Here is a 23,468-nt window from a genome sequence, read left to right as displayed (position 1 = left end):
GCACGTGATCGGCTGGCGGGGTGCGACTCCTTCCCGTCCCGGTCCTGCGGTTCGCCGCCTGGTGCGCCGTCGTCCTGCTCGCCGCCGGCGTGGTCTACGTCGGCATCCGGCTCTGCGGGGAACTGCGCACCGCGGTGATCCCCGCACTGCTGGCGCTGCTCGGCACCGCCCTGCTGCGCCCGCTGTACCGGCGGCTGCTCGCGGCCCATGTGCAGCGGTCGCTGGCGGCCGGGCTGACCTGCGTCGCCGTGGTCGCGGTGGTCGGCGGCGCGGTCTACATCGTGGTCGCCGCGCTCGTCGACAGCGGCGACCAGATCGTCGCCTCCCTGCGCACCTCCGCGCAGGACCTCGCCGACCACTTCGGCGCGGCCGGCACCTCCCTGGACGACATGGCCTCCAACGCCCGCGAACTGCTCGGCAAGTTCGGCGGGACCGCCGCCTCCGGGGTGATCAGCGGGGTCAGCGTGGTCGGCGAGACCGCCGCCATGGCCGTACTCGCCCTGCTGCTGGTCTTCTTCTTCCTGCGCGACTCCGACCGCGCCGTCGCCACCGTCCGCGCGCTCGTCCCGCACAGCGGCGGCGACATGGCCGAGGCGATGGCCCGGCGGGCCTTCGGGGCCGTCGAGGGCTTCATGCGGGGCACCACGATCATCGCCCTCATCGACGCCGTGTGCATCACCGTCGGACTGCTGATCCTGCGGGTGCCCGGCGCCCTCGGGCTGGGCGCGCTGGTCTTCGTCGGCGCCTACATCCCCTACCTCGGCGCCTTCATCTCCGGGGCGGTGGCCGTGCTGGTGGCGCTCGCCGACCGGGGGTTCGTCATCGCGCTGTGGGCGCTCGGCGTGGTGGTCGCCGTCCAACTGCTGGAGGGCCATGTGCTCCAGCCGATGATCCAGAGCCGGACCGTGCAGATGCACCCGGCGGTGGTGCTGCTGGCGCTCACCGCGGGCGCCTCGGTCGCCGGCATCCTCGGCATGCTGCTCGCCGTGCCGCTCACCGCCGCCGCGTTCGGGATCGTCCACGAACTCCAGGGGCGCTACGCCGACACGGGCGCCGGTGCTTCCGCCGGGGACTCGTAGAGGTCGAACCAGATGCTCTTGCCCTCGCCGCGCGGGGCGACCCCCCACTCGTCCGCGAGCAGCTCGATCAGCATCAGACCGCGCCCGGAGGACGCCATCTCGCCCGGCCGGCGCCGGTGCGGCAGGTCGTCGCCGGTGTCGCTGACCTCGACCCGGATCCGCCGCTCGCCCGGGGCACCGGTGACCTCGGCGACCAGCAGGGCGTCGGCGTCGGTGTGCACCAGCACGTTGGTCAGCATCTCGGAGAGCAGCAGGACCGCCGACTCCTTCTGGTCCTCGCTGGCCCAGTCGTGCAGCAGCTCCCGCAGATGCCGGCGGGCGATGGCGATCCGCTCGGGCTCGGCCTGCGCCACCGACAGCGCGGTGCGGCGCACCGGCGGCAGCGGGGCGGCGCCGCCCTCGCCGCACGTACTGCCGGGCCCCTCCCGGCAGAGCAGCACCAGGGCGATGTCGTCCTCCCGCCGGTCGGCGAGCGGCCCCGTGTCGTGGTGCGAGGAGGGCCCGTGCACCGCCCGGACCAGCGCGTCGGCCAGCTCCTCCATGCCGCCGTCGTGCTCCTCCAGCACCCGGCGCAGCCGCCGCCAGCCCGAGTCCAGGTCGTGCCCGCCGGTCTCCACCAGGCCGTCCGTGCACATCAGCAGCGTCTCGCCGGGCTCCAGGGTGAGCCGGGTGATCGGGTAGTCGCAGTCCGGGTCGATACCCAGCGGCAACCCGCCCGCCGTGTCCCGGAACAGCACCGTCCCGTCCGCCAAGCGCACCGCCGGGTCCAGATGCCCGGCCCGCGCGCATTCCGCCGTCCCGGTGGCGGGGTCGACCTCCACGTACAGGCAGGTCGCGAAGCGCAGGTCGCCCGGGTCCTGGTCGGAGTGGGCGAGCCCGGAGAGGAAGCGGGAGGCGCGGGAGAGCACCGCGTCGGGGCGGTGGCCCTCGGAGGCGTAGGCGCGCAGGGCGATGCGCAACTGGCCCATCAGCCCGGCCGCCCGTACGTCGTGCCCCTGGACGTCGCCGATGACCAGCGCGAAGCGGCCCCGGGGCAGCGGGATCATGTCGTACCAGTCGCCGCCGACCTGGAGCCCGCCGCCGGTGGGGACATAGCGGGCGGCGAGGCTGACGCCGGGGATCTCGGGGCCCAGCATGGGCAGCATCGAGCGCTGGAGCCCGTCGGTCAGCTCCCGCTGGGTCTCGGCGGCGCCCGCCCGGGACAGGGCCTGCGCCAGCATCCGGGCCACCGTGGTCAGCACCGAGCGCTCGTCCGGGGTGAACGCGACCGGGTAGGCGAAGGCGGCCAGCCAGGCACCCATCGTGCGGCCCGCCACGGTCAGCGGGAGATAGGCCCAGGAGTGCCGGTGGAAGCGCTCGGCCAGCGGCCAGGCGAGCGGGTAGCGGGAGCGGTACTCCTCCGGGGAGGAGAGGTAGACGGCGCGGCCGGTGCGGATCACCTCGGCGGCCGGGTAGTCGGTGTCCAGGGACATGTCCATGAACGGGTGCTCGGTGCCCTGCTGCTGCCCGTGGTGACCGATGATCGTCAACCGGTCGCCGCTCACCCCGAACACCGCCAGGCCGTCCGGGGAGAACCCCGGCATCGACAGTCCGGCCGCGACCCGGAGCACCTCCTCCGTCGACCGGGCCTCGGCCAGCGCCCGGCCCGCGTCCAGCAGGAACGCCTCCCGCGAGCGACGCCAGTCGCCGGTGACCGCGCTGCGCCCGGCCGGGGTGCCCGGGGCCGGTTCGGTGACCTCCTGGAGGGTGCCGATCAGCTCGTAGCTCTTGCGGGCCGCGTCGAAGGAGGGCTTGGAGCGGCTGCGCACCACGCGGATCACCCGGCCCTCGGTCTCGGGGTCCATGATCCGGACGCGTACCTCGGCGAGGGTGCCCTCGGCGGAGGCGAGGCGGATCACGCCGGTGATCTCGTTCCAGTCGACCGGGTGCAGCCGGGCCCGGACCTGGGCCTCGGTGAGGCTCGCCCGCCGGGCGGGCAGCCCGAGCAGCCGTGCCGCCTCGGCGTCGACCGTGACCAGTCCGGTGGCCGTGTTCCAGTGCCACAGACCGGTCGCGAGGGCGGCCAGGACGTCCCCCACGGCGGGCAGGGGCTCACCAGTGCGCATTGCCCCACTGTAAGAAGAGGTGATCGGGGACTGCCACCGGTCACCGGCGGCGCCGGCGGGGAGTCAACGGTGGACCGACGGTGAGCCGACGGGGAGCCAATGGGGAGGAAGCCGGACGCGGGTGCCCGGTACGCTGGGGTTGTTTCACGTGAAACACCCACCGTGAGACACCGCCCCCGATCCGCGAAGACTGGATGAACGACGATGCATCGGTACAGGTCCCACACCTGCGGCGAGCTCCGCGCCTCTGACGTCGGCACCGACGTCCGGCTGAGTGGCTGGCTGCACAATCGGCGCGACCTGGGCGGCATCCTCTTCATCGATCTGCGCGATCACTACGGCATCACCCAGCTCGTCGCCCGTCCGGGTACGGAGGCGTACGAGGCGCTGGACAAGCTGTCCAAGGAGTCGACGGTCCGGGTCGACGGCAAGGTCGTCTCCCGTGGCGCCGAGAACGTCAACCCCGACCTGCCCACCGGCGAGGTCGAGGTCGAGGTGAGCGAGGTGGAGCTGCTGGGCGCCGCCCAGCCGCTGCCGTTCACCATCAACGCCGAGGACGGGGTGAACGAGGAGCGGCGCCTGGAGTACCGCTTCCTGGACCTGCGCCGCGAGCGGATGCACCGCAACATCATGCTGCGCACCCAGGTCATCTCGGCGATCCGCAGCAAGATGGTCGCGCTCGGCTTCAACGAGATGGCGACGCCGATCCTCACCGCGACCTCCCCCGAGGGCGCGCGTGACTTCGTCGTCCCCTCCCGGCTGCACGCGGGCCGGTTCTACGCGCTGCCGCAGGCCCCGCAGCAGTTCAAGCAGCTCCTGATGATCTCCGGCTTCGACCGGTACTTCCAGATCGCGCCCTGCTTCCGGGACGAGGACGCCCGCGCCGACCGCTCGCCGGGCGAGTTCTACCAGCTCGACGTCGAGATGAGCTTCGTCGAGCAGGAGGACGTCTTCCAGCCGATCGAGAAGCTGATGACCGAGCTGTTCACCGAGTTCGGCGGCGGCCGCGAGGTCACCTCCCCGTTCCCGCGGATCCCGTTCCGCGAGGCGATGCTGAAGTACGGCTCCGACAAGCCGGACCTGCGCGCCAAGCTGGAGCTGGTGGACATCACCGATGTCTTCGCGGGCTCGGAGTTCAAGGCGTTCGCCGGCCGGCACGTGCGCGCGCTGCCGGTGCCGGACGTCTCCGGCCAGCCCCGCAAGTTCTTCGACCAGCTCGGCGACTACGCCGTCTCCCAGGGCGCCAAGGGCCTGGCCTGGGTCCGGGTCGGCGAGGACGGCTCGCTGACCGGCCCGATCGCCAAGTTCCTCACCGAGGAGAACGTCGCCGAGCTGACCAAGCGGCTCGGTCTGGCCGCCGGCCACGCGGTGTTCTTCGGCGCGGGCGAGTTCGACGAGGTCTCCAAGATCATGGGCGCGGTGCGGGTCGAGGCCGCCAAGCGCGCCCGGCACTTCGAGGAGAACGTCTTCCGGTTCTGCTGGATCGTCGACTTCCCGATGTACGAGAAGGACGAGGAGACCGGCAAGATCGACTTCTCGCACAACCCGTTCTCGATGCCGCAGGGCGGCCTGGAGGCCCTGGAGAGCCAGGACCCGCTGGACATCCTCGCCTGGCAGTACGACATCGTCTGCAACGGCGTCGAGCTGTCCTCCGGCGCGATCCGGAACCACGAGCCCGACATCATGCTCAAGGCGTTCGAGATCGCCGGCTACGACGCGGAGACCGTCGAGCGGGAGTTCGCCGGCATGCTGCGCGCGTTCCGCTTCGGCGCCCCGCCGCACGGCGGCATCGCCCCCGGCGTCGACCGCATCGTCATGCTGCTGGCCGACGAGCCCAACATCCGCGAGACCATCGCCTTCCCGCTCAACGGCAACGCCCAGGACCTGATGATGGGCGCGCCGACGGAACTGGACGAGTCCCGGCTGAGGGAGCTGCACCTTTCGGTGCGCAAGCCGCAGCCGAAGTAGGGAGAGCGGCTTAGTGAAGCGCCCGGGTCCTTGGGGGCCCGGGCGCTTTCGCGCGGCTGGGGAGAGCTCGGGGCGGTCGGCTGCTCAAAAACCCAGGTAGGTGAGCTGTACGACGTAGACCCGCTCGCTGCGTACGACGATCTGGTATCTGAACATGCCGCCCGGCACGATGACGTCGGCACCCTCCGGATCGATGCCTTGGTGGGCCCGGCCGTGGAGGTGGAGTGCCTCAGCGGCTCTGACCAGCTCGTCCGCCTTCCGTTCCACCTGGGCGAGGAAGTCGGCGGGAGCCCTGCGGGCTGCTTCCTCCGCGCCGAAGGCGTACTCCCACTTCCAGCTCAACCGCGCACTGCCTTCATCGCTTCGTCCAGCACGGCGGTCAGCTCCCGGAGTGCCTCTTCGGCAGTGGCGGGGTCGTCGTCCTCCAGCCTGCCCCGCGCGTGCTCGAAGCGGGCGGACAGGTCGGGGCGGCGGGCGATCTCGATGTCCCGGGCCCAGCGGAGAACCCAGCTCTGCACGGGGCTCAGGGACTGCCACTCGACCGCCTTGGCGAACGCCTCGTCCTTCGTGGCCTGCATCTCCGCGAGGCGGCCCGGAGCCACGGCGGCGAGCGCCGTGCGCAGGGCCTCGGGCGTCTGCTCGGGGCGGGGGATCAGCTCGCGTCCGTGCTCAGGCAGTGTGCTCATGGTGTCCTCCAGGAGTACCCCTGCCAGGGTATCCGGCGCCGCCGGGGCGGGCGTCCATGTCTTCATGCGGTCTCGCCGGGCTCGGTACGGCAGTCGCGGCAGCGGCCGGGAGCCGGGGCGCAGGTCGGACCGGGTCCTGGGTGGCCGGGTTGTCGGGGCGGGACGGTGAGTTCCGCCCACACCGTTTTGCAGGGTGGCGGGCCCGGGATCACTCCCCAGCGGTCGGCCAGGGCGTCCACCAAGGTCATGCCCCGGCCGCCTTTCTGCGTCGGCTGCGGGGGGCGGAGGCGCGGGAGCCGGTCACCGCGAGTGTCCGTGACCTCGACGCGGAGCGTGCCGCCGATGACGTGGAGCAGCAGCCGGTAGCACCGACCCGGCACGCGGCCGTGCGTCGCCGCGTTGTTCGCCAGCTCCGCCACGATCAGCGCCGCCGGGTCCGACGGGAGACCCCAGGTGCGCAGTTGCTCCGTGGCCAGCAGCCGGGCGAGGCGGGCGCCCCGCGGTGTCGGTGACAGCAGCACGCTGTACTCGTGGATCGGGCTGCCGGGTGGGGGGAATTGCTCATTCACGTCACTCAGCGTGGCTGGGCGTGCGTACGGTGTGAAGGGATCGCCCCGTTGCGTACGGTGACTGTCCGCTGGTTGTCCAGCGGTGTCCGGCTTGTCGGGGGCGGTGCGTACGGAGCGGTACGACGGAGGGGCGCGCATGTCGGTGGACGGTGAGGTTCGGCACCTGAGGACCGAGGCTGACGAGCCGGGGTGGGAGGTGGATCCGGACGACGAGTGGGGCGTCGCGGTGATCGCCACGGTGGGGCGGCAGTTGAAGCTGCGGCGGGAAGCGGTGGGGATGCGCGCCGGCGAGTTCGGCAAGGCCGTGGGGTACGGCGAGGCCCTCGTCTACAAGATCGAGGGCGGCAAGCGGATCCCCCGACCTGAGTTCCTGGACAGGGCGGACGAAGTGCTGGGGGCGGATGGGCTGATCGCGGCGATGAAGGAGGATGTGGCCAAGGTCCGGTACCCGAAGAAGGTGCGGGCATTGGCCAAGATGGAGGCCACGGCTGTCGAGATCGCGCTGTACGAGTGCAACATCATCGCCGGGTTGTTGCAGACGCAAGAGCATGCTCGATCCGTCATCGGGGCGGCGCAGCCGCCGTACTCGCCGGATGACGTGGAACGCATGGTCACGGCTCGTGTGGCACGGCAGTCGGTATTCGCACGCGACCCGGCACCCGCGCTCAGTTTCGTCCTGGAAGAGGGCGTGGTGCGGCGCCCCATCGGGGGCAGAATGGTGTGGCGTCAGCAGCTCGAACGCCTGCTTCAAGTGGGCCGGTTGCACAACGTCGTACTGCAAGTGATGCCGATGAACTGTGACACTCACTCCGGGCTGGACGGGCGTATCGAGCTGCTGAAGTTCGCGGACGGTACGGCGGTGGGTCGCTCAGACGGTGCGTTCAACGGTCGGCCGGTCCACGACCCCAAGCACCTGCGCATCCTCGAACTGCGGTATGGCACCATCCGGGCTCAGGCGCTCTCGCCCCGGGAGTCGCTGACCCTCATCGAGCAACTGCTGGGAGAAACATGATCCGCAAGGCCACTGCTGGGGACACCTCCGAGTTGGCGTGGTTCAAGAGCAGTTACAGCGGCGGCAATGACGGTAACTCCTGCGTTGAAGTCGCCCACGCTCCCGGCACTGTTCACGTCCGGGACTCCAAGTACCGGGACGCCGGTCCCCGCCTCGCGGTCGCGCCGGAGGCGTGGGTGGGGTTCGTTGGTGGGTTCAGCCGGTGACGAACTGGGTGAGGATGGCCTGGACCTCGTAGATGTCGACGCCCTTGGTGAAGGTCTTCTCGATCGGGGTGGGGTTGCCGGAGAGCCAGATCTTCAGTTCGGCGTCGAGGTCGAAGTGGCCGGCCGTCTCCACCGAGAAGTGGCTGATGCTGCGGTACGGCACGGAGTGGTACTCCGTCTTCTTGCCGGTCAGGCCCTGCTTGTCGATCAGGATCAGGCGGCGGTCGGTGAGCAGGATGGTGTCGCGGATCAGCAGGTAGGCCGCGTAGACCCGCTCGTCCCGGCCGAGCAGCCGGGCGTACTCCTGCTGGGCCTGGAGCGGGTCGATGCTGTGCGCGTTGCCGAACAGTGCCATGGGTGATCCCCCCGGGAGCATGTGGGCGTCTGGGGGGATCGTCGCAGAGCGAGGGGCCGGGGAGAAGATCGTGACCTCCCCGGCCCCTCGCTTGTGGCAAGCGCGTTACGCGGTCGGCTTCTCCTCAAGACGCGGGAAGAGGACCGCGCCCTTGGTGACCGTCGAGCCGGCCGGGAGGCGGCCCCAGTCGGCCGCGTCCTGGACCCGCTGCTCGGCGAGGGCGCCCAGCGACGCCTCGGCGCCGAGGGAGTCCCACAGCTTCTGCGAGGTCTCCGGCATCACCGGGTTCAGCAGGACGGCGACGGCACGCAGCGACTCGGCGGCCGTGTAGAGGATGGTCGCCAGCCGGGCCTTGCCCTCGGGCGAGTCGTCCTTGGCGACCTTCCAGGGCTCCTGCTCGGTGATGTAGCCGTTGACCTGCTTGACGAAGTCGAGGACGGCCAGGATGCCGCCCTGGAAGTCCAGCTCCTCGCCGATGCGGCGGTCCGCCTCCGCGACCGCCTTCGCCAGGCCGTCGTGGATCGCCCGCTCCGCCTCGCCGTCGGCCGTGGCTTCCGGCAGCTCGCCGCCGAAGTACTTGCCGACCATCGCGGCGACGCGGGAGGCCAGGTTGCCGTAGTCGTTGGCCAGCTCGCTGGTGTAGCGGGCGGAGAAGTCCTCCCAGGAGAACGAGCCGTCCTGGCCGAAGGCGATCGCCCGCAGGAAGTACCAGCGGTAGGCGTCCACGCCGAAGTGCGAGGTGAGGTCCTGCGGCTTGATGCCGGTCAGGTTGGACTTCGACATCTTCTCGCCGCCGACCATCAGCCAGCCGTTGGCGGCGACCTTGCCGGGCAGCGGGAGGCCCTGCGCCATCAGCATCGCGGGCCAGATCACCGCGTGGAAGCGGAGGATGTCCTTGCCGACCAGGTGCACGTCGGCGGGGAAGGTCTCCTCGAACTTCGCCTGGTTCTCGTTGTAGCCGACCGCCGTGGCGTAGTTCAGCAGCGCGTCGACCCACACGTAGATGACGTGCTTCTCGTCCCAGGGGATCGGGATGCCCCAGTCGAAGGTCGAGCGGGAGATGGAGAGGTCCTGGAGGCCCTGGCGGACGAAGTTCACGACCTCGTTGCGCGCGGACTCGGGCTGGATGAAGCCCGGGTTGGCCTCGTAGTGGGCGAGGAGCTTCTCGCCGTACGCGCTCAGCTTGAAGAAGTAGTTCTCCTCGCTGAGGATCTCCACCGGCTTCTTGTGGATCGGGCACAGCTTCTGGCCCGCGTACTCGCCCTCGCCGTCGAGCAGCTCGCCGGGGAGCTTGTACTCCTCGCAGCCCACGCAGTACGGGCCCTCGTAGCCGCCCTTGTAGATCTCGCCCTTGTCGTACAGGTCCTGCACGAATTCCTGGACGCGGTCGGTGTGCCGCTTCTGCGTGGTCCGGATGAAATCGTCGTTCGCGATGTCGAGGTGGTCCCAGAGGGGCTTCCATGCCTCGTCGACGAGCTTGTCCGCCCACTGCTGCGGGCTGACGCCGTTCGCCTCCGCGGTGCGCATGATCTTCTGACCGTGCTCGTCCGTGCCGGTGAGGTACCACACCTTCTCGCCGCGCTGACGGTGCCAGCGGGTGAGCACGTCCCCTGCGACGGTCGTATAGGCGTGGCCCAGGTGAGGAGCGTCGTTTACGTAGTAGATGGGGGTGGTGACGTAGAACGCCTTGCCACCCTGCTTCTCTGATCCAGTGGCCGCCATGGTCGAAATCCTACTTGGCCTCGGGAGATCGACTCACCCGCGTTTCGGGGCGCCAGGCCGCGACGATCCCCTCGTACATCTCCTTGTCGGTGAGTTCCTTCGGGGTCTCGCCGGCCAGGAAGTACGACGTGTTGTCCGTCTTCAGCTTGCGGAGGTAGTCGAACGCCTTGTTCTCCGGGTCACCGAAGGCGACGAAGGAGAAGAACACGCCCGGGTGACTCTCCGCGGCGGCGGTGAGGGCCTCGGTGGCGGGGGTCCTGGCGTCCGGGGCGCCGTCCGTCTGGAACACGACCAGCGCGGGGGCGGCGGGGTCGTCCGACTTGTCGTGCAGGGCGAGGACCTCGGCCACGGCGGCGTGGTAGCTGGTACGGCCCATGCGGCCCAGCTCGGCGTGCACCTTGTCGATCTTGTCCTGGTGGTCGGTGAGGGTGAGGTGGGTGACGCCGTCCAGCTCCGTGGAGAAGAAGACGACCGGGACGGTGGGGTCGGGGTCGACCTGGGCGGCGAGGGCGAGGGTCTGCTCGGCGAGGGCCTGGGCGGAGCCGTCCTTGTAGTACGGGCGCATGCTCGCGGAGCGGTCCAGGACGAGGTAGACGCGGGCGCGGGTGCCGGTGAGGTGGTGTTTTTTGAGGGTGGTGGTGGCGGCCTTGTGGGCGGGGAGGAGGTGGGGGGCGCGGGATTTGATGCGGGCCGTGGTTGTTGCGGGTTTTGGTTGTGCGGCGGTGTCGGCGGTGGCGGGTTCGTCGGCGGGTGCGGGTTCGCCTTCGGCGGGGGTGGGGGTGTTCCCACCCGCACCACCCGTGACGCTCTCGTCGTCGGGTGCGGGTTCGCCTTCGGCGGGGGTGGGGGTGTTCCCACCCGCACCACCCGTGACGCTTTCGTCGTCGGGTGCGGGTGGCCCCTGTGGGGCGGGGTCGCCGTCGGCGGGTGCGGGTTCGTTCTTGGCGGGAGCGGGAGCGGGAGCGGTTTCTGCCTTCGGGGCGGGCTGCGGCTCTGGGTCCGGTTCCGGCTCTGGGTCCGGTTCCGGGGCTGCCTGGGGCTCGGGCTTCGCCTCGGGCTCGGGCTGCGGCTCGGGCTCGGGCTTGGGAGTCGGCTCGGGCTCGGGTTCCGGCTCGGGCTCAGCCTTCGCCTCGGGCTCGGGCTTCGGCTCGGGCTCGGGCTCTGGAGTCGGGGCAGGGGTCGGCCTGGTTTGGGGCTCGGGGGTTTTTTGGGTGGGGAGGGTGAGTTTGTCGAAGGCTTCCGTTACCAGGTCGTGGACCTTGGACGAGCGGGGTTCGGGGATGTCGGGGGTGGGGTCGGGTGGGGTTGTGGGCGTTGTGGGCGTTGTGGGCGGGGGCGTGGCGGGGGTGGGGGCGGGGGTCCCCGGTGTGCGGGAGCGGCTGAACGCTTTTCGCAGGAGAGAGAGAATGCCCATGTGCGCAACCCTTCACGTGAGTTGTAGCCCGTCGATCCCTGGCCAGGACGGACACGTAAGGTTAGCGGCCCCGGCTCCCCCCTTCCGCGCCCGCGTCAAGGGCTGGATCCGGCCTCCCTCGGCGTCACTCCGGTTGTCATGGGTTCACCCCCTGTTCACGCGGGCGCCCGGCTCTCGCACATGTGCGCTCTTACGGTCACGTGGACACCATGGGCATCCAAGGGGAGAGCAAAGTGCGCAAGCTGCTGCCGTTGATCGGAACGCCGTCCGGTTCGCATCCTGGCGGGCGGTCCGCCATGACCTGTCGTTTCCGGTGTGGTGACGCCTGCTTCCACGAGGTGCCCAACACCAGCGACAACGAGTACGTCGGTGATGTCATCGCCGGCGCCCTCAGCCGCCGTTCGATGATGCGGGCCGCCGCCGTGGTCACCGTCGCCGCGGCCGGCGCCGGTGCCGTCACCGTCGGTGCCGCGCCCGAGGCACAGGCCGCGCCGGGGGCCGGCAAGGGGCACGGTCCGGCCAAGCCGAAGGGCGCGCGGGGCCTGCGCTTCACGCCGGTGGCGCCCAACAAGGAGGACGCCGTCGTCGTACCGGACGGGTACCGGCAGAACGTCGTCGTCCGGTGGGGCGAACCGATCCTGCGCGGGGCGCCCGCCTTCGACCCCGAGCGGCAGAGCGCCAAGGCGCAGGCCGGGCAGTTCGGGTACAACAACGACTTCCTCGCGCTGCTGCCGCTGCCGGGCGAGCGCGACCGGCAGTTGCTGGTGGCCAACCACGAGTACACCGACGAGGTGCTGATGTTCCGGGGCTACGACCCCGCGAACCCCACCCGCGAGCAGGTCGAGATCGCCTGGGCCGCGCACGGGCTGTCCGTGGTGGCCGTGGAGGAGGACCGGCGCACCGGCAAGCTGACCGTCGTCAACCGCCACCACCTCAACCGGCGCGTCACCGCCACCACCGAGTTCCGGCTGACCGGGCCCGCCGCCGGCTCCGACCTGCTGAAGACCTCCGCCGACCGCACCGGGCGCAAGGTGCTCGGCACCCTCAACAACTGCTCCGGCGGCACCACCCCCTGGGGCACCACCCTGCACGGCGAGGAGAACTTCAACCAGTACTTCGCCAACAGCAGCCGCGCCACCGACAAGCGGTACGGCATCGGCACCGGCGCCACCGAGCGCAAGTGGGAGCGGTTCGACAAGCGGTTCGACGTCTCCCAGGAGCCGAACGAGGTGCACCGCTTCGGGTACGTCGTCGAGCTGGACCCGTACGACCCGGACTCCACACCCCGCAAGCACACCCTGCTCGGCCGGTTCAAGCACGAGGCGGCCACCGTGCGGCTGACCCGGGACGGGCGCCCCGTCGTCTACACCGGCGACGACGAGCGCTTCGACTACTTCTACAAGTTCGTCGGCAGCAAGCGGATGAAGAAGGGCGGCGGCCGCGCCGCCCGCGAGCACAACCTGTCGCTGCTGGACGAGGGCACGCTGTACGTCGCCAAGCTGACCGGCGACTCCCCGGCGATCGAGATCGACGGCACCGGCAAGCTGCCCGCCGACGGCGAGTTCGACGGCAGCGGCGTGTGGATTCCGCTGGTGACGGCCGACGCGCACGGGGCCGTCTCGCACGTGGAGGGCATGACCGCCGAGGAGGTGTGCGTCTTCACCCGGCTCGCCGGTGACAAGGTCGGCGCCACCAAGATGGACCGGCCCGAGGACATCGAGCCCAACCCGCACACCGGCAAGGTGTACGTCGCCCTCACCAACAACAGCAACCGCGGGGTCGGCAGTAACGCCCCGGCGGACGAGGCCAACCCCCGCAACGCCAACAAGCACGGGCACATCCTGGAGCTGACCGAGCGCTGGAACCAGGCCGACGCCACGAAGTTCGCCTGGTCGCTGTTCCTGGTCGCGGGCGACCCCAAGGACCCGGCGACGTACTTCGCGGGCTTCCCCAAGGAGGCGGTCAGCCCGATCTCCTGCCCGGACAACGTCGCCTTCGACGACCACGGCAACCTGTGGATCTCCACCGACGGCAACGCCCTCGGCACCCACGACGGCCTGTTCGGGGTGGCGACGGCGGGCGAGCGGCGCGGTGAGCTGAAGCAGTTCCTCACCGTGCCGAACGGCGCCGAGACCTGCGGTCCGGTCGTCCAGGACCGGCGCGTCCTGGTCGCCGTACAGCACCCGGGCGAGATCGACGGGGCCTCGGTGGAGAACCCGGCCAGCACCTGGCCCGACGGACCGGGGAAGATCACCCGTCCGGCGGTGGTGGCGGTGTGGCGCGCGGACGGCCGCGACATCGGCGTCTGAGGAGCCTGAGGACCCGCGGTCGCCTGACCTCTCGTCCCCACGACCCTGTACCGGGCCGGTCAGCCCGCCCGGTACAGGGTCAGGTCGACCAGCAGCGCCCGGTGGTCGGTGTCGGGCAGGTCGAGGAAGCGGGCGTCGCGGGCGGAGAAGTCCTCCGAGACCAGCACGTGGTCGATCTGCGTGCCGAAGGCCGGGGCCGTCCGCGCCGGCCAGCTCGGCGTCCGGGTGGCGCCGGCCAGCCGGGCCGCGTCCCGCAGCCCCGTGTCGAGGATGCGGCGGAACGCGGCGTGGTCCTGCGAGGCGTTGAAGTCCCCGGCCACGACGGTCGGGGTCCGGGTGTCCTCGGCGACCGCGTCCCGCAGACGGCCCAGCTCGGTGCGCCACAGGCCCACCTGGCCGGGTTGCGGCGGCATCGGGTGGGCGAGCTGGAGGCGTACGGCGGTGCCGTCGACGTCCGCGACCGCCGCGGGCATGCCCATGGTGGCCCGGACGCCCCGGGCGGCCGTCAGCGGCAGGCGGCTGAGGATGACGGACCCCTCGGAGCCGCCGCCCTCGACGGCCCGGCGGTGCGGATAATCGGCGGCCAGGTCGTGGCGCAGGGTCCGGGCGCAGGCGTCGTCGCACTCCTGGACGAAGACCAGGTCCGGCTTCTCCGCCCGGACGGCGGCGGTCAGGGCGCCGGTGGCCTGCCCGAACTCGACGTTCGAGGTGAGGATGCGCAGCTCGGCGACGGGCTGCCCGATGGGGTCGCCGGTCTTGCCGTACGGCTGGAGGTACCAGGCCAGCAGGCCGAGCAGGACCACGCCCCAGAGCAGGCAGAGCCACGAGCGGGCCAGCAGCGACAGCAGCAGGGCGAAGCCGACGGGGACCAGCAGCCAGGGCAGGAACGCCAGCAACTGGGGCACCGGGGTGGGGCCGTCGCCGTCCGCGACGCGGTGGCCGACGACCACGCTGACCGCGGCGAAGAGCAGGACCGCGCAGCAGGCGGCCAGCCGCCGGCCGGTGCGGTGCTCCCCGGGGGCGCCGCCCGGGGGTCTCCGCTCGGCGGCCGTGATCTCCGTGTTCACGTACCGGCCTTCCGCTCGCAGGTGAGGGGCCGTTCCCTCCGCGAGCCCTTTGTCACAGACGCGGGGCGCGGTCGGAAAGTTCCCTCGCGGCGGAACCGGTCGGCGCGCGGCGCGTCCGGCCGGTCAGCCAGGACACCAGGGCGACGCCCGCACCGAGGGCGACCAGCAGCCAGGCGGCGGTGCGCAGGGACGCGGTGAGCGCGTCGTACACCGCCCCGGCGGCGGGGCGGTCTACGACGCCGGGCGGCTCGGCGAGGGTCAGGCGGCGGCCGACGGCGACGGCCAGGCCGAGCAGCGCGCCGCCCAGGGCGGTGCCGAGGCCGGCGGCCAGCAGCGCGCGGCGGCGGCAGGCGGCGACGGTGATCCCGGCGACCGCGCAGCCGACGGCGGCCAGCGGCAGCCAGAACGCGGCGAGGTCCAGCACGCGGTAACCCTTCCTCGTCCGTAGAGATCCGTAGACATCCGTAGAGATCGGTGGGTGTGGTAGTCGGTGAGCGCCCGCCGCTTCTGACCTGCGGCATTGCTCCCTCCGGTGGAGGGCTCACCCGAACGGGTGTTACCTGGAGCGGGGGAGATGGGAGCCGATCATGCGCATCAACCCGGTTCTGCGCGGCAGCCCCGTGCCACGGGCCCTGGCCGCGGCCCTGCTCACCGCCGGCGCCCTGGGCGCGACGGCCGGGACGGCTACGGCGGGTGAGCCGTCCGTCCGGGCCGAGAGCCGCGGCGGCACGGTCCCCGGGACCGTCGCCTCGCCCACCCCGCTCGCCGTGCGCGAGGCGCCCACCAGCCACGCCGCCGCCGTACAGCGGCTCGCCCCGGGCGCCGAGGATCGCGTGCTGTGCGCGGTCCGCGGCCAGAGCGTCAACGGCAACCCGTACTGGTACTGGCTGGTCGGCGCCCAGGGCTGGGCCAGCGCCGCGTTCGTGGACACCCACGGGCGGTGGGTGGACCACTGCGCGGACCCCTGCCCGGAGTGGAAGGACGGGCACTGGACCAACTGGGACGGCGTGGTGGGCTGACCGCGCGGGCGGGCCCGGCCGGGCCCGCCCGGACGCGCCGCCGCCTCTCAGGTGACGTGCCGGTCGGCCATGTCCGCCCGGGTGTAGTAGCGGTAGAACAGCATGACGAACACGCCCAGGGCCGCCGCCAGCGCCGGGATCACCGCCCGCAGCAGGCTGACGTAGGGCGACTGGCTGATCAGGAAGCCCGTCGCGACGCCGGTGAACGCGGCCCACAGCATCGCGTGCCGCTCGCACGGCAACCGCCGGGCCACCTCCCGCACCACCGCGTACGCCACCACGAACACCAGCGCGCACAGCCAGCCGAACAGCAGGTTCCAGCCGGTGATGGGCCCGCCGTAGCGCCGGTTGGCCGCCGCCCAGAACCCGAAGATCAGGCCGAGCACGACGGGCAGCGCCCACTTCGCCACCAGGTGGGCCCTCGGCCCGAAGACGTCGGGTGTCGCGCCGGACGACACGGGTGCCGCATGAGCCATGAGAGCACTCCTTTTCTCCTCGCCCCCGCCTACCAGCGCACACCCCGCGCGCCCCACGGGCAACTCAGGATGCGGCCCGCGCGGGCCCGTGCTTCGCTGGGGCGGTGAGAGGCCGCGACCCCGGGCGCCCCGACCCCGTGCACCGGCACCAACTGGTGCGGGTCCGCGGCATCGGCGTCGGCTGGGTCGCGCCGCTGGTGCTGCTCGTCGCGGTCGCGGTGGCCGACGCCAACACCGTCGGGGAGTTCCGCATGATCTCCTGGATCGTGCTGGTCCCCGGGATCGCCGCCGCGCTGTGCGGGGTGTGGGTCACCGCCGGTTTCACGCTGCTCTCGGTCCTGACGTACGTCATGGTCGACAGCGCCTGGCCGCACGAGTACCAGAGCGGGCTGCCCGACTTCATCCTCGTCGCCGTCGGCGGACTGCTGGCCACGGCGGCCTGTGCGCTGCGGGTGCGCGGCGAGCGGCGGATGCTGCACATGCGGGACGTCGCCGACACCACCCGGCGGGCCGTGCTGCGCCCGCTGCCGCCGGGCTGGGGCGGCCTCGACCACGCCGGTGTCTACCTCGCCGCCGACACCGAGGCCCGGGTCGGCGGCGACTTCTACGACATCCAGCCGGGCCCGCACGGCACCCGCGTCCTCGTCGGCGACGTGCAGGGCAAGGGGCTCGGCGCGGTGGAGACGGCGGCGGCGCTGCTCGGCGCGTTCCGCGAGGCCGGCTACCACGAGGCCGACCTGGCCACGGTCGCCGATCGTCTGGAGGTACGGCTGGCCCGGCACCGCAAGCACACCGGCGCCCTCGGCCGCGACGACGGGGACCGCTTCGCCACCGCGGTGCTGCTGGGCTTCCCCGACGAGGTGCCCGACGCGGTGGACACGGTCGTCTTCGGCCACGAACCCCCGCTCGCCGTCGGCCCCGACGGGGTACGGCAGTTGCCGGTGACCGGCGGGCTGCCGCTGGGCATGGCGGAGCTGGGCACCGGGCCGCCCCCGGTACGCCGGCTGCGCCTGGCCCCCGAGGAGACACTGCTGGTCGTCACCGACGGCGTCACCGAGGCCCGGGACCGCCAGGGCTGCTTCTACCGGCACGCCGAGGAGGTCGCCCGCGCGATCGCCGCCGACCCCGGGGCGATCGCCCCGCGGCGGCTGGTCGCCCTGGTCCGCGAGGGCACCCTGCGGCACTGCGGGGGCAGACTGGGGGACGACACGACGGTCTTCGCGGTACGGCGGCCACAGGTCCGGTAGGGCCAGACTCGCCCTTCCGGGCCCCTCTTTGCAGCCGCAGCGGTTACCGTGCTGCCGTACGTGATCGACAGGGGAGGGGACATGCCCGGAACCGTGCTGCTGCTCGCGGCGGCGCCCGCCGGCAAGGGACGCCTGGTGGACGCCGCCTCGGTGCTCCCCGTCCTGGCGGCGGTGGAGCCCGCCGTGCTGTCCGGCACCGACACCGCCAACGTCGTCGAGCTGGCCGACCCGCTGGACCCGCAGGCGGTCCTCACCCGGCTGCGCGCGGTCGCCGCGGCCCCGGGACCGCTCACCGTGTACGTCACCGGGCAGCTCCACCTGGACCGCCGCCAGCGCCTGCCGCACCTGGCGCTGGCCCGCACCACCTCGTCCACCGTCCGCTACACCGGCCTGCCCTGGCAGTGGGTCCGCGAGGAACTGCGGCTCAGGCCGGCCGGCGCGACGACGCTGCTGCTCGATCTCCACGCCGACCAGGAGACCTGGGAGTGGCTCCGGGTTCACCCGCTGGACTGCGGGCCGAACCACGCCGTTTACGGTCGCATCGCGCCGCCCCCGGCCCGGCGGACCGTGGGCGCCCCGGCGTACATGCGGGGCCTGGCGACGGTGCTGCGCAGCGGGCAGCGGCCGCCGCTCGACGTCCTGCACCAGCAGGCGCTGGCCCGCGCGGCGGCGGAGGGCGCGACCGGCACGGAGATGGTGCTGGGGACGCCGGGGGCGGGTGCCGGGGACTCCTACGCCGTGGCCGGTGTGGCCGGTGTGACCGGTGTGACCGGCGGTGCGGTGGTGCCGGTGCAGGCGGGGCCGGCTCCTGCCGAGCCGGCGCCTGCGACGCCGGGGCCGGCCGCCGCCGACCTGGCGCCGGTGACGCCCCGGTCGGCCGCTGAGGGCCCGCATGCCGGGAGCGGCGGTGACGCGGTGCCGGTGACGCCGGGGCCCGCCGTCCCCGCCGACCTGGCGCCTGCGACGCCGGGGCCCGCCGCCGGGGACCCGCCCGCCGCGACCGACACCGACCGGGTGCCGGACATGCGGGAGCCCGCCGCCGCCGACCGGGTGCCGGACATGCGGGAGCCCGCCGCCGCCGACCGGGTGCCGGACATGCGGGAGCCCGCCGCCGCCGACCGGGTGCCGGACATGCCGGAGTCCGCCGCAGGCGGCCGGGTGCCGGACATGCGGGAGCCCGCCCCCGTCGGCCTCGGGCCGGCGGCCCCGGAGCTCCCCGCCGACGACCCCCACACCCTGATCGCCGCCGCCGTGAAGGCCGGCCGGCATGCCGAGGCCGACGCGCTCGCCGCGCGGCACGAGCGGGCCGCCGGGCAGGCGCACGGGTCCGCCTCCGAGGCTGCCCTGCACTGGACGGAGGTCCGGGCCGACCTGGCGATGTTCGCCGGGGACCCGGTCCGGAGCTGCCGGGCCTGGCTGACGGTGGCCGCCGCCCGGCTCGGCGCCGGACAGGCACCGGACGCGCCCGCCGTCGAGGCCGCCGTGGACCGCGCCCACCACCAGTGGGGCCAGATCCACGACCCCGGCCCCGCCCGGGAGCTGGGCGTCACCCTCGCGGAGCTGCGCAGCCGCGTCCCCGGCCGCCGGGAGGGCGCGCTGGACCACGTACGCCGCCAGCTCGACCAGTTGCAGACCCAGGGCTGACGGGCGGCCGGTACGGACCCCTGCCCCGGCCGGGCCGTCCGGTTGCGGGCCCGGGGCTGACGGGCGGCCGGTACGGACCCTCGCCCCGGTCGGGCCGTCTGGTTGCGGGCGCGGGGCTGACGCCCGGCCGGTACGGACCCTCCCCCCGGCCGGGCCGCGCTGTCATGATGGGGAGTCATGGCTGAGGGGGACGAAGTGGCCACGAGGGACATCCGGGTACGACTGGACGGCACCGCCACCGAGAGCGACATCGGCGCCCTGCGCAAATGGCTGGAGCGGGAGAAACCGCTGGACGAGCTGGTCCGGGCCGGCCGGCTCCAGATCCACGAGCGCAGTTGCGCCGACGACGAGCCCGGCGCCCCGATGGGCCTCGGCATGGAGATCGTGGTGGCGATGGTCGGGGGCGCCGCGTCGGTGGCGTTCCGCGAACTGCTGGACCAGGTCAAGGCGGCCGTGGAAGCCTGGCGGACCAACCGCCGCCAGGTGGAGGACGGCGAGCCGCCCGAGGGCCGTGTCGATCCGGTGACCCACGACGACAGGTGAGCCGGTGGCCGGTCTCGACCCGCGTGGGCTGGTGAACCGGGCGCTGCTGGTCGGGGTCTCCGAGTACGACCTCGTCCAGCCGCCGCACGGCGTGCCGGGGGACCTGCCCGCGGTCAAGCACAGCCTCAACCGGCTGCGGGAGGCGCTGCGCCGGACCGGGGTGTTCGGCGAGCGCGAGATCACCGTCGCCCGGTCGCCGTCGCTGGACGACTTCAGCCGGGTGCTGCGGCAGACCGCCGCCGAGGCCGAGGGCGTGCTGCTGCTGTACTTCGCCGGGCACGGGGCGATCCCCAGCGCGGGCGACGAGCTGTTCCTGCAGATGCGCAACGCCAGCGTGGTGGCGGGCGGGCACGCGGTGTTCCCCGGCGCGGAGATGTTCACCACCGTGCTGACGGTCCTCGCCACCAGCGAGGCCCGGCGGATCGTGGTCGTCCTGGACTGCTGCTTCGCGGGCAACGCGGCCTGGATCTGGGAGACCTTCCGCGACAAGCGCCGGGTGCTGCTGCTGATGAGCGTGCAGGCCAACCACCGCACCGACGCGGGCGACCCGGACACGCCGACCCCGTTCACCGCCGAACTCGCCCGGCTGCTGGCGGGCGACGGCAAGGACGGCGAGGGGGAACTGTGGTTCCGGGACCTCGCGGACGGGCTGCGCGAGGCGATGGCGGCGGGCGGCCACCGCACGCTGCGGGGCGAGCCGTGGGAGCCGGTGAGCCGGGCGGAACCCGGGGAGGACGTGCTGCTGCGGGCCCCTGCCCCGGCGGACGACGCGCCGCACCCGCCCCCGCCGGAGCTCCCGCCCCCACCGGGACCCCCGGACCCGCCGAGGCCGCCGGGCCGGCGCGCCGCCCTGCTGCTGCGTACCGCCGCCGGGGCGCTCGCGGCGGCGGTGCGGCGGACCCGCCGGGCCCGGGTCCCGGCCGGCCGGGGCCGCCAGGGCCCGCCGGGCCGGCCCCGGCTCCGGCGCCGCCCGGCCCTGCTGACCCTGGCGCTGCTCGCCCTCGCCCTGCTCGGCTTCGGCTCCTACCGCATCGTCACCCTCACCGGGGAACCGGCGCGGTGCGCGCCGCCGCTGGAGCTGCGGGTGCTGACCGACCCCGATCTGGAGCCGACCGTCCGGGCCGCCGCCGACGCGTACCTCACCTCGGAGGCGAACACCACCGGCGACGGCTGCCGGCGCAGCGGCCTGACCGTCTACAGCGCCGGGAGCGCCGACGCGGTCACCGCGCTCGGCCGCCGCAGCCGGGCCTGGCTGGAGCCGGGCGCCGGGGTCAACCCGCAGCGGGACGTGGGCCCCCAGCCGGACATCTGGATCCCGGGCAGCCCCGCCGACGTGGCCCGGGTGACGGCGGCGCAGGACACCGACGCCGCGGCCCGGGTGGACGCCGACGGCACGCCGCTGGCGTACTCGCCGGTGGTGCTGGCGGTGCCGCAGGCGGTGGCCGTCGAGTCGCTGGACGAGCGGGTCGGCGTACCGCTGAACCGGATGATCGACGCGCTGCGCGGGCGGCTCCCGGAGGCCGAGGTGCGGCGGCCCGACCCGGAGTTCACCGACACCGGCCTGCTCGCCACGGTCGGACTGTACGGCACCCAGACCGGTCCCGGCGCCCGCGACGCGGCCGGGGCCGAACGCCGGGTCGCCCAGGTCGGGCCGCCCTCGCCCACCGCGGCCGACCTGCTGTGCGCGCTGCCCGACGACGACGCGGTGGACGAGCGCACCGCCGCCCTCGTCCCCGAGTTCCTGATGAAGAGCGGCGTGACCTGCGACAGCAGGCGGCGCACCCCGCGGATCGCCCAGTACCCCGGCGACGTACCGGGCCTGGAGCCGGTCTTCACCCGGGTGCGCTGGCAGGGCGGCGACCGGGACGCCGAGGCGCGGGACGGGGCCGCCGAGGCGTTCCGCCGGTGGCTGGCGGGGAAGCCGGGGCAGGCGGTGTTCGCCCGGGACGGCTTCCGGGAGCCGACCGGCGACCGGGCGCTGCTCGACGAGGACCGGGCCGCCGGGGTGCTGCACGCGCCGTCGCGGCTGACCGAGACCGCCGGGCGGGACGCGACGGAGGCGGCGCTGGACGGCTACCGGAACGTGGGCGGGCCGGGCCGGGTGCTGTTCCTGCTGGACAGCTCCGGCTCGATGGGCGGGCTGTGGGCGGGCCCCGGCGGCGGCCCCGGGCTGCTGAAGCAGTCGTTCGGGGGCCTGGGCGGCCGGGACGAGTACGCCGTGTGGGCGGTGTCCGGCACCGGCGACGACCCGTACGACACGCTGCTGCCGTTCGGCCGGCACGCCCGCCGGGACGCCGAGCGGACCGTCGACCGGACCGCCGCGGTCCGGGACGCCGAGGCCGATCCGCACGGCGCGCTGCTCGCCGCCCTCGACGCGATGAAGCTGCGCGGCGCCGACGACGAGCGGCCCGACCTGATCGTGTACCTCACCGACGACGAGGACGCCGGCCACCTCACCGCCGGCCGGCTCACCGATGTCATCGGCGCGGCCCGCGCGGCCGGCGTGCCGGTGACGATGGTGTCCCTGACCGGCGGGAGCTGCGACGCGGGCGAGCCGGACGCCCGGATCTCGGAGGCGACCGGCGGGCGCTGCCTGGACACCGGCGACGACCTGGGCACGGCCCTGCACGACGAGGTCGCGCGCACCGGAACGGGGGAGGACTGATGACCCGGCGACCCACCGCCCTGCTGGCCCTGCTGGTGCTGCTCTGCCTCGCCGCCTGCACCGGCGGCGGGGACGGCGCCGCGCCCGCGCCCTCCGCCGACGTGCTCGGGCCCGGGGACATCGTGGTCGCCAGCGGCCGGGACGTCACCGGGCGCAACGGCGTACGGCAGCGGCTGATCGACGCCTGGAACGAGCGGCAGGAGCGGGCGGGCAGCGACTACCGCGCCCGGCTGGTGGAGCTGCCCGGCAGCGCCGACGAACAGCGCGGCCAGCTCCTGGGCGCCCTGCAGTCCGGCAGCGCCGCCTACGACGTGGTCAACCTGGACGTCACCTGGGTACCGGAGTTCGCCGCCGCCGGGCTGGTCCGCCCGCTGCCCGGGACGCTCGTCGACGCGGACGTGATCGACTCGGTGGCGCGCACCGCCCGCTGGGACGGGCGGACGTACGCGGTGCCCTTCAACAGCGACGTGGGCCTGCTCTACTACCGGCGCGACGACCTGGAGCGGGCCGGCCTGGAATCCACCGACCTGCGGGACGTGACGGACTGGGCGGACCTGGAGGAGCTGTTCAACACCGTCGCCGAGGCCGATCTGCCGGGCCGGGAGCGGGGCTGGACCACCCAGCTCGCCGCCTACGAGGGCCGGACGGTCAACGCGGTGGAGGCGTTCGCGTCCGCCGCGGACGGCGTCGCGCTCACCGACGACACGGGCCGCTACACGGCGACCGCGGACGCGCTGACCCGGGGCATCGCGGAGCTGCGCCGCCGGGCCGCCGCCCCCTACACGCTCCCCGAGGCGGTCCGGTCCGACGAGGCGGCCTCCCTCGGGGACTTCGCCGACGGCCGGACCACCTTCCTGCGGCACTGGCCGTACGCGTACCGCACCCTGCACGAGACGTACGGCGCGGAGCAGTTGGGGGTGACCGCGCTGCCGGGGCGGGCCGTGCTCGGCGGGCAGAACCTGGCGGTGACCCGGGACTCCCGGCGGGCCGGGAAGGCGGCCGAGCTGATCGGGTTCCTCACCGGCCGGGCCAGCGAACGCTGTCTGCTGGACGCCGGTTTCGCGGCGACCCGGGTCTCGGCGTACCAGGACCCGGGGCTGCGCTGCCCGGTCACCGGGGACAAGCCGTCGCCGTCGCCGACCGGGGAGCGGCCGGACCGGATGCCCCGGGACGCCGCCGACCGGCCCGCCTACGCCCGTACCGTGCTGCTGCCCGCCCTGCGCGGGGCGGTGCACCGGCCGCGCACCCCGCTGTACGGGGCGTTCACCCAGACGTTCACCGCGCACCTGGGCCCGCTGTTCGGGGCCGATCCGCCGGACGACGCGACGCTGGCCCGGACGCTGGACGCGGCCCTGCGCCGGGCGCTGCCGGACTGAGCCCGC

General features: G+C 73.5%; 20 protein-coding genes and 1 pseudogene. 11 read left to right on the top strand and 10 right to left on the bottom strand.

The window, feature by feature from the left end:
• Positions 1–20: 20 nt before the first annotated feature.
• Positions 21–1,079 (top strand): AI-2E family transporter, encoded by a 1,059-nt coding sequence (locus IE316_RS05775; RefSeq protein WP_190203027.1) that lies wholly within the window; start codon positions 21–23, stop codon positions 1,077–1,079.
• Here IE316_RS05775 and IE316_RS05770 read toward each other — a convergent pair.
• Positions 1,037–3,184 (bottom strand): SpoIIE family protein phosphatase, encoded by a 2,148-nt coding sequence (locus IE316_RS05770; protein ID WP_190203026.1) that lies wholly within the window; start codon positions 3,182–3,184, stop codon positions 1,037–1,039. The two genes, IE316_RS05775 and IE316_RS05770, sit on opposite strands and share 43 nt — an antisense overlap.
• A 204-nt stretch (positions 3,185–3,388) precedes the next feature.
• Between IE316_RS05770 and aspS the strand changes: the two genes are divergently transcribed.
• Positions 3,389–5,152, top strand: a complete 1,764-nt coding sequence (gene aspS, locus IE316_RS05765) for an aspartate--tRNA ligase (protein ID WP_190203025.1) — start codon at positions 3,389–3,391, stop codon at positions 5,150–5,152.
• An 84-nt stretch (positions 5,153–5,236) separates the two neighbouring features.
• Here aspS and IE316_RS05760 read toward each other — a convergent pair whose 3' ends face one another.
• From IE316_RS05760 to IE316_RS05750, 3 genes are all read right to left on the bottom strand, one after another.
• Positions 5,237–5,494 (bottom strand): hypothetical protein, encoded by a 258-nt coding sequence (locus tag IE316_RS05760; protein ID WP_190203024.1) that lies wholly within the window; start codon positions 5,492–5,494, stop codon positions 5,237–5,239.
• Positions 5,491–5,838, bottom strand: coding sequence for a hypothetical protein (locus tag IE316_RS05755; RefSeq protein WP_190203023.1), 348 nt, complete (start codon positions 5,836–5,838; stop codon positions 5,491–5,493). Before IE316_RS05755 ends, IE316_RS05760 begins: the two co-directional genes overlap by 4 nt.
• A 62-nt stretch (positions 5,839–5,900) precedes the next feature.
• Positions 5,901–6,407, bottom strand: a complete 507-nt coding sequence (locus tag IE316_RS05750) for an ATP-binding protein (protein WP_190203022.1) — start codon at positions 6,405–6,407, stop codon at positions 5,901–5,903.
• Between the two features lie 136 nt (positions 6,408–6,543).
• Between IE316_RS05750 and IE316_RS05745 the strand changes: the two genes are divergently transcribed.
• Together IE316_RS05745 and IE316_RS05740 are read left to right on the top strand one after the other, a co-directional pair.
• Positions 6,544–7,419, top strand: a complete 876-nt coding sequence (locus IE316_RS05745; RefSeq protein ID WP_190203021.1) for a helix-turn-helix domain-containing protein — start codon at positions 6,544–6,546, stop codon at positions 7,417–7,419.
• The gene (locus IE316_RS05740) at positions 7,416–7,625 is read left to right on the top strand and encodes a DUF397 domain-containing protein (RefSeq protein WP_190203020.1); all 210 of its coding nucleotides are present in this window, start codon (positions 7,416–7,418) and stop codon (positions 7,623–7,625) included. The genes IE316_RS05745 and IE316_RS05740 overlap by 4 nt, the downstream gene beginning before the upstream one ends.
• Here the strand turns inward: IE316_RS05740 and IE316_RS05735 are convergent.
• The 3 genes from IE316_RS05735 to IE316_RS05725 all read right to left on the bottom strand — a co-directional run bounded on the left by IE316_RS05735 (position 7,615) and on the right by IE316_RS05725 (position 11,116).
• Positions 7,615–7,980 carry a PH domain-containing protein gene (locus IE316_RS05735; RefSeq protein ID WP_190203019.1) on the bottom strand — a complete coding sequence of 122 codons (366 nt, stop codon included), beginning with the start codon at positions 7,978–7,980 and terminating at the stop codon, positions 7,615–7,617. The two genes, IE316_RS05740 and IE316_RS05735, sit on opposite strands and share 11 nt — an antisense overlap.
• Before the next feature lie 105 nt (positions 7,981–8,085).
• Entirely contained in the window at positions 8,086–9,702 is a 1,617-nt protein-coding gene (metG, locus tag IE316_RS05730) for a methionine--tRNA ligase (protein WP_190203018.1), read from the bottom strand.
• Between the two features lie 10 nt (positions 9,703–9,712).
• Positions 9,713–11,116: a VWA domain-containing protein gene (locus tag IE316_RS05725; RefSeq protein ID WP_190203017.1), complete on the bottom strand. Its 1,404-nt coding sequence runs from the start codon at positions 11,114–11,116 to the stop codon at positions 9,713–9,715.
• A 233-nt stretch (positions 11,117–11,349) separates the two neighbouring features.
• On the opposite strand from IE316_RS05725, the gene IE316_RS05720 reads away from it, so the two are divergent.
• The gene (locus tag IE316_RS05720) at positions 11,350–13,425 is read left to right on the top strand and encodes a PhoX family protein (RefSeq protein WP_190203290.1); all 2,076 of its coding nucleotides are present in this window, start codon (positions 11,350–11,352) and stop codon (positions 13,423–13,425) included.
• Positions 13,426–13,484: 59 nt separating this feature from the next.
• Here the strand turns inward: IE316_RS05720 and IE316_RS05715 are convergent, their stop codons facing one another.
• Both IE316_RS05715 and IE316_RS05710 read right to left on the bottom strand, forming a co-directional pair.
• Positions 13,485–14,480, bottom strand: a complete 996-nt coding sequence (locus tag IE316_RS05715; protein ID WP_190203289.1) for an endonuclease/exonuclease/phosphatase family protein — start codon at positions 14,478–14,480, stop codon at positions 13,485–13,487.
• A 64-nt stretch (positions 14,481–14,544) separates the two neighbouring features.
• Positions 14,545–14,937, bottom strand: a pseudogene (locus IE316_RS05710) (hypothetical protein); the annotation flags it as partial.
• A gap of 142 nt (positions 14,938–15,079) precedes the next feature.
• On the opposite strand from IE316_RS05710, the gene IE316_RS05705 reads away from it, so the two are divergent.
• Positions 15,080–15,511, top strand: a complete 432-nt coding sequence (locus IE316_RS05705) for an SH3 domain-containing protein (RefSeq protein ID WP_229910211.1) — start codon at positions 15,080–15,082, stop codon at positions 15,509–15,511.
• 47 nt (positions 15,512–15,558) lie between these two features.
• Here IE316_RS05705 and IE316_RS05700 read toward each other — a convergent pair whose 3' ends face one another.
• Positions 15,559–15,987 (bottom strand): hypothetical protein, encoded by a 429-nt coding sequence (locus IE316_RS05700; protein ID WP_190203016.1) that lies wholly within the window; start codon positions 15,985–15,987, stop codon positions 15,559–15,561.
• 104 nt (positions 15,988–16,091) lie between these two features.
• On the opposite strand from IE316_RS05700, the gene IE316_RS05695 reads away from it, so the two are divergent.
• From IE316_RS05695 to IE316_RS05675, 5 genes are all read left to right on the top strand, one after another.
• A complete protein-coding gene (locus tag IE316_RS05695) occupies positions 16,092–17,234 on the top strand; it encodes a PP2C family protein-serine/threonine phosphatase (RefSeq protein ID WP_229910210.1) in 1,143 nt (380 codons plus the stop codon).
• A gap of 81 nt (positions 17,235–17,315) precedes the next feature.
• The gene (locus tag IE316_RS05690) at positions 17,316–18,878 is read left to right on the top strand and encodes a hypothetical protein (RefSeq protein ID WP_190203015.1); all 1,563 of its coding nucleotides are present in this window, start codon (positions 17,316–17,318) and stop codon (positions 18,876–18,878) included.
• 177 nt (positions 18,879–19,055) lie between these two features.
• Positions 19,056–19,421 carry a hypothetical protein gene (locus tag IE316_RS05685; RefSeq protein ID WP_190203014.1) on the top strand — a complete coding sequence of 122 codons (366 nt, stop codon included), beginning with the start codon at positions 19,056–19,058 and terminating at the stop codon, positions 19,419–19,421.
• Between the two features lie 4 nt (positions 19,422–19,425).
• Positions 19,426–22,086: a substrate-binding domain-containing protein gene (locus IE316_RS05680; protein WP_190203013.1), complete on the top strand. Its 2,661-nt coding sequence runs from the start codon at positions 19,426–19,428 to the stop codon at positions 22,084–22,086.
• Positions 22,086–23,462 carry an extracellular solute-binding protein gene (locus IE316_RS05675; protein ID WP_190203012.1) on the top strand — a complete coding sequence of 459 codons (1,377 nt, stop codon included), beginning with the start codon at positions 22,086–22,088 and terminating at the stop codon, positions 23,460–23,462. Before IE316_RS05680 ends, IE316_RS05675 begins: the two co-directional genes overlap by 1 nt.
• Positions 23,463–23,468: the final 6 nt, after the last annotated feature.

The organism is Streptomyces fumanus (assembly GCF_014655295.1).
Classification (GTDB): domain Bacteria; phylum Actinomycetota; class Actinomycetes; order Streptomycetales; family Streptomycetaceae; genus Streptomyces; species Streptomyces fumanus.
This window is presented reverse-complemented; position numbering and strand designations above follow the sequence as displayed.